The organism is Micromonospora sp. 4G55 (assembly GCF_016803375.1).
The window spans coordinates 1-4,323 of the sequence record NZ_JAEVHN010000533.1; the positions used below are offsets into that span (position 1 = coordinate 1).

At 72.4% G+C, this 4,323-nt stretch carries 4 protein-coding genes; 3 read left to right on the forward strand and 1 reads right to left on the reverse strand.

From position 1 onward, the window contains the following. Positions 1-280: 280 nt before the first annotated feature. A complete protein-coding gene (locus JNW89_RS29130; RefSeq protein WP_238451535.1) occupies positions 281-700 on the forward strand; it encodes a protein-tyrosine phosphatase family protein in 420 nt (139 codons plus the stop codon). Between the two features lie 174 nt (positions 701-874). Further along, positions 875-1,108, forward strand: coding sequence for a hypothetical protein (locus tag JNW89_RS29135; RefSeq protein ID WP_238451536.1), 234 nt, complete (start codon positions 875-877; stop codon positions 1,106-1,108). 18 nt (positions 1,109-1,126) lie between these two features. On the opposite strand, the gene JNW89_RS29140 is transcribed toward JNW89_RS29135, so the two are convergent. After that, on the reverse strand, positions 1,127-3,400 hold the full coding sequence (locus JNW89_RS29140) for an excinuclease ABC subunit UvrA (RefSeq protein WP_238451537.1): 2,274 nt from the start codon (positions 3,398-3,400) through the stop codon (positions 1,127-1,129). 116 nt (positions 3,401-3,516) lie between these two features. On the opposite strand from JNW89_RS29140, the gene JNW89_RS29145 reads away from it, so the two are divergent. Beyond that, a complete protein-coding gene (locus JNW89_RS29145; protein ID WP_238451538.1) occupies positions 3,517-4,251 on the forward strand; it encodes a MerR family transcriptional regulator in 735 nt (244 codons plus the stop codon). The last annotated feature ends 72 nt before the right edge of the window (positions 4,252-4,323 follow it).

Here is a 4,323-nt window from a genome sequence, read left to right on the forward strand (position 1 = left end):
CCACCGACCACCGCAACCCAAGGCCGGAACAAGCACGTGGCACGCGTCACGAGACCAGGTGGAAGACCCGGAGCGGGTAGCCTGTTGAGTCAGGTGTCGGTGTGTCCAGTGTCCCCGGGCCTCACCTAAATTGCCTTCGCGGAATACCGTTCGGCTGGAGCCGCGTCGTGCCACTCGCCGAGAGGCGACCTGCACACCGACACCTAAGCGCCGCCCCCGACCCACCAGGGCCGGGGGGCGGCGCTGTTTTCCGTACCCCTCGGGCGGCAGAATCACCGGGGTGGACTGGTCCGAGACGACCGGGGTGGTCGTACTGCCCAGCGGCGCGACCGTGCGCGGTCGCCGCGTCGGCGATCCCGCCTCACCCGCCGACTTCGCCCTGCTCCTGGCCCCGGGCCCGGCACCGGCCTGGCCGCACCGGCGGGTCCGGTGGCCCGACTTCTGGTTGCCGCTCGACCGCGCCGACGCCCTCGACGCGCTGGCCGAGGCGCTGCGCCGGGCGCACGACGGCGCGCGGGTCGAGGTGGCGTGCCGGGGCGGCGTCGGCCGGACCGGGACGGCGCTGGCCGCCCTGGCGATCCTGGACGGCCTTCCGCCGGACCGGGCGGTGGGCTGGGTACGCGAGCGGTACCACCCGCGGGCGGTGGAGACGCCCTGGCAGCGACGCTGGCTGCGCCGGCTGGGTGACGTCGGCGCATGACCCGGCGGGCGGTGCACCGGCTGTGGTACTGGTTACCTCGGCGGTTCCCGCAGCTCAGAATGGGTATAACCCGGCCACGATGATCAGCCGCGCCGCCGGTCGGCGCGGCACCAGGGCCGGCGCCCGGCGACGGTCGCCGTCCCCGGTCGCTCTCCACGCAAGGCAGGTACCACCATGGCCGCAGCCGACCCCCACTACCGGGGTACGCACCGTCGCCCGCTGTCCACCCCGGGCCACCTCGGACGGGTCGCCCTCTCGCTGGCGGTGCTCAGCGTGCTGGCGACGCTCTTCCTGGACGTGTTCCTGGTGACCGCCGCGCTGTCGATGCTGATGGTCGGCCCGGTGGTGCTGGTCGTGCAGTGGTGGCGGGACCGGGCCGGCGCCGAGGAGCCGGTGACCACCGGCTGAGCCGGTCCGGCCGCCGCGCTACCCGCCGACGTACTCGCGCAGGTGGCGAGCCGTGAGGGTGTCGCCCTGCGCGACCAGCTCGGCGGGGGTGCCGGTGAACACGATCCGGCCGCCGTCGTGCCCGGCCCCGGGACCGAGGTCGATGATCCAGTCGGCGTGCGCCATCACCGCCTGGTGGTGCTCGATGACGATCACCGTGTTGCCGTCGTCGACGAGCCGGTCCAGCAGGGCCAGCAGCTGGTCGACGTCGGCCAGGTGCAGGCCGGTGGTGGGTTCGTCCAGCACGTAGGTGCTCGACTTCTCCGCCATGCGGATGGCCAGCTTCAACCGTTGCCGCTCGCCGCCGGAAAGGGTGGTCAGCGGCTGGCCCAGGCTCAGGTAGCCCAGGCCGACGTCGGCCAGCCGGTCCAGCACGGCGCGGGCCTGACCGCCGGGGAAGAACTCCCGGGCCTCGCTGACCGACATCGCGAGGACCTCGCTGATGTTCTTCCCGCGCAGCGTGTACGTCAGCACCTCGTCGGTGTAGCGGCGCCCCTCGCAGCTCTCGCACACCGAGGCGACGCCGGCCATCATCGCCAGGTCGGTGTAGACCAGGCCGATGCCCTTGCAGGTCGGGCAGGCACCCTCGGAGTTGGCGCTGAACAGGGCCGCCTTGACCCCGTTGGCCTTGGCGAAGGCGGTGCGGATCGGGTCGAGCAGCCCGGTGTAGGTGGCCGGGTTGCTGCGTCGGGAACCGCGGATGGGGGACTGGTCCACCACGACCACCCCGCTGCGGCGCGGCAGCGAGCCGTGGATCAGTGAGCTCTTGCCCGAGCCGGCGACCCCGGTGACCACGGTGAGCACCCCGAGCGGGATGTCGACGTCGACGTCGCGCAGGTTGTGCAGGTCGGCGCCGCGGATCGGCAACTGCCCGGTCGGACGGCGTACCGGGTCGCGCAGGGTGACCCGGTGGTCGAGGTGGCGCCCGGTGAGGGTGTCGGAGCGGCGCAGGCCGGCGACGTCGCCGGTGTAGCAGATGCGGCCGCCGGCCGAGCCGGCGCCGGGCCCGAGGTCGACGACGTGGTCGGCGATCGCGATGGTCTCCGGCTTGTGCTCCACGACCAGCACCGTGTTGCCCTTGTCGCGCAGGCGCAGCAGGAGGTCGTTCATCCGGGCGATGTCGTGCGGGTGCAGCCCGACGGTCGGTTCGTCGAAGACGTACGTCACGTCGGAGAGGCTGGAGCCCAGGTGCCGGACCATCTTCACCCGCTGCGCCTCGCCCCCGGAGAGGGTCGCCGACTCCCGGTCGAGGCTGAGGTAGCCGAGGCCGATCTCCACCAGCGAGTCCAGCGTCTCGCGCAGGGTGGCCACCAGCGGGGCCACCGACGGGTCGTCCACGGCGCGGATGAACTCCGCCAGGTCGCTGATCTGCATGGCAGAGCACTCGGCGATGTTGCGCCCGGCGATCCGCGAGGAGAGCGCCGCCGGGTTGAGCCGGGTGCCGCCGCAGTCGGCGCAGGTGGTGAAGGTGACCGCCCGGTCCACGAACGCCCGGATGTGCGGCTGCATCGACTCGCGGTCCTTGGCCAGGTAGAGCCGGCGCACCTTCACCGCCAGCCCCTCGTACGTCCAGTTGTTGCTGCCCATCTTGATCTTCGTGGCCGGTTTGTGCAGGAAGTCCTGCCACTGCTGCGGGGTGTAGTCCTGCAGCTTGGTGTCGGGGTCGAAGAGGCCGGAGCCGACGATGGTCTGCCAGTACCAGGAGTCGACGGCGAAGTTCGGCACCAGGATCGCCCCGTCGTTGAGCGACCGCTCCACGTCGACCATCGCGTCCACGTCGAGGTCGGAGACCCGGCCCAGGCCCTCGCAGGTGAGGCACATTCCCTCGGCGAGGTTGAAGCTGAACGCGCCGGCCGGCCCGACGTGCGGCTGCCCGAGCCGGCTGAACACGATCCGCAGCATCGCGTACGCGTCGGTCGCGGTGCCGACCGTCGAGCGGGAGTTGGCGCCCATCCGCTCCTGGTCGACGACGATCGCCGCGCTGAGGTTGCGCAGCGCGTCCACGTCCGGCCGGCTCAGGCTCGGCATGAAGCTCTGCAGAAAGGCGCTGTACGTCTCGTTGATCAGGCGTTGCGACTCGGCGGCGATGGTGCCGAAGACCAGGGACGACTTCCCGGATCCGGAGACCCCGGTGAAGACGGTGAGTCGGCGCTTGGGGATGTCGACCGAGACCCCGGTGAGGTTGTTCTCCCGGGCACCTCGTACCTCGATGACGTCGTGGCTGTCGGCGGCGTTCCGCGCTGGCTGCTCCATGGGTTCGATCGTCTCATTGAAGTTCCTATGTAATCTTCGGCGCCGATCCGTCGAGCAGCGCGGCGCGATGTGGGCGGAAAAGTCTCAAATCACGTGGCAGGCGATAGGGTGATCCGGTGAAGGACGGGCGGTTGCGGGTGGTCGACGTCGCGGCCACCGCCGGGATCTCCACCCAGCAGGTGCGCAACTATCTCGACGAGGGGGTCCTGCCGCCGGTCGAGCGCACCCCGAGCGGCTACCGGGTGTTCACCGTCGCGCACGTGCGCGCGCTCGCCGTGCTGCGCCGGATGGCCGAGGGGCACGGCTGGGCGCGTACCCGGGAGGTGATGCTCGCGGTCCACCGGGGCGACCTGGCGGCGGCGCTGACGGCGTTGGACGCCGGCCACGCCGAACTGGACCGGGAGCGGACCGAGATCCGCCGGGTCCTGGGCGCCTTCGAGACGGTGGTGGTCAGCCCGCCGGTCGTGGTGCCCGCGCCCCGGCGCGGCGCCCGGATCGGCGAGGTCGCGGACCTGGTCGGCGTCCGCACCTCCCAGCTCCGGCTCTGGGAGGAGCGGGGGTTGCTGCGGCCGGCGCGCGAACCGGGCACGAGCTACCGGCTGTACGACGCGGCGGAGCTGCGCGCCGCGCAGGTCGTCGCGCTGCTGCGCCGGGGCGGCTACCCCTTCGAGATCGTGACGGCGGTCCTCGACGAGATGCGCACCAGCGGCCGGCCCCAACGGGTGCACGCCGAGCTGGCCCGGCGCGAGCAGGACCTGCACCGGCGCAGCCTGCGGCGGCTGCGCGCCTCGGCCACCCTGTACGACTACCTCGCCGAGATCGGGCTCGCCGGCTCCGGGCGGCCCGGGTGAGGCGCGCCGGGCCCGGCGGCCGGCCTCGGTATGGTGCCTGACCATGAGAGCCCGGGTCCTGGCCGCCGCCAC

Coding starts and splice junctions, on each gene's coding strand:
- JNW89_RS29140 (WP_238451537.1), bottom strand. CDS start 3,400: ATGGAGCAGCCAGCGCGGAACGCCGCCGACAGCCACGACGTCATCGAG.
- JNW89_RS29135 (WP_238451536.1), top strand. CDS start 875: ATGGCCGCAGCCGACCCCCACTACCGGGGTACGCACCGTCGCCCGCTG.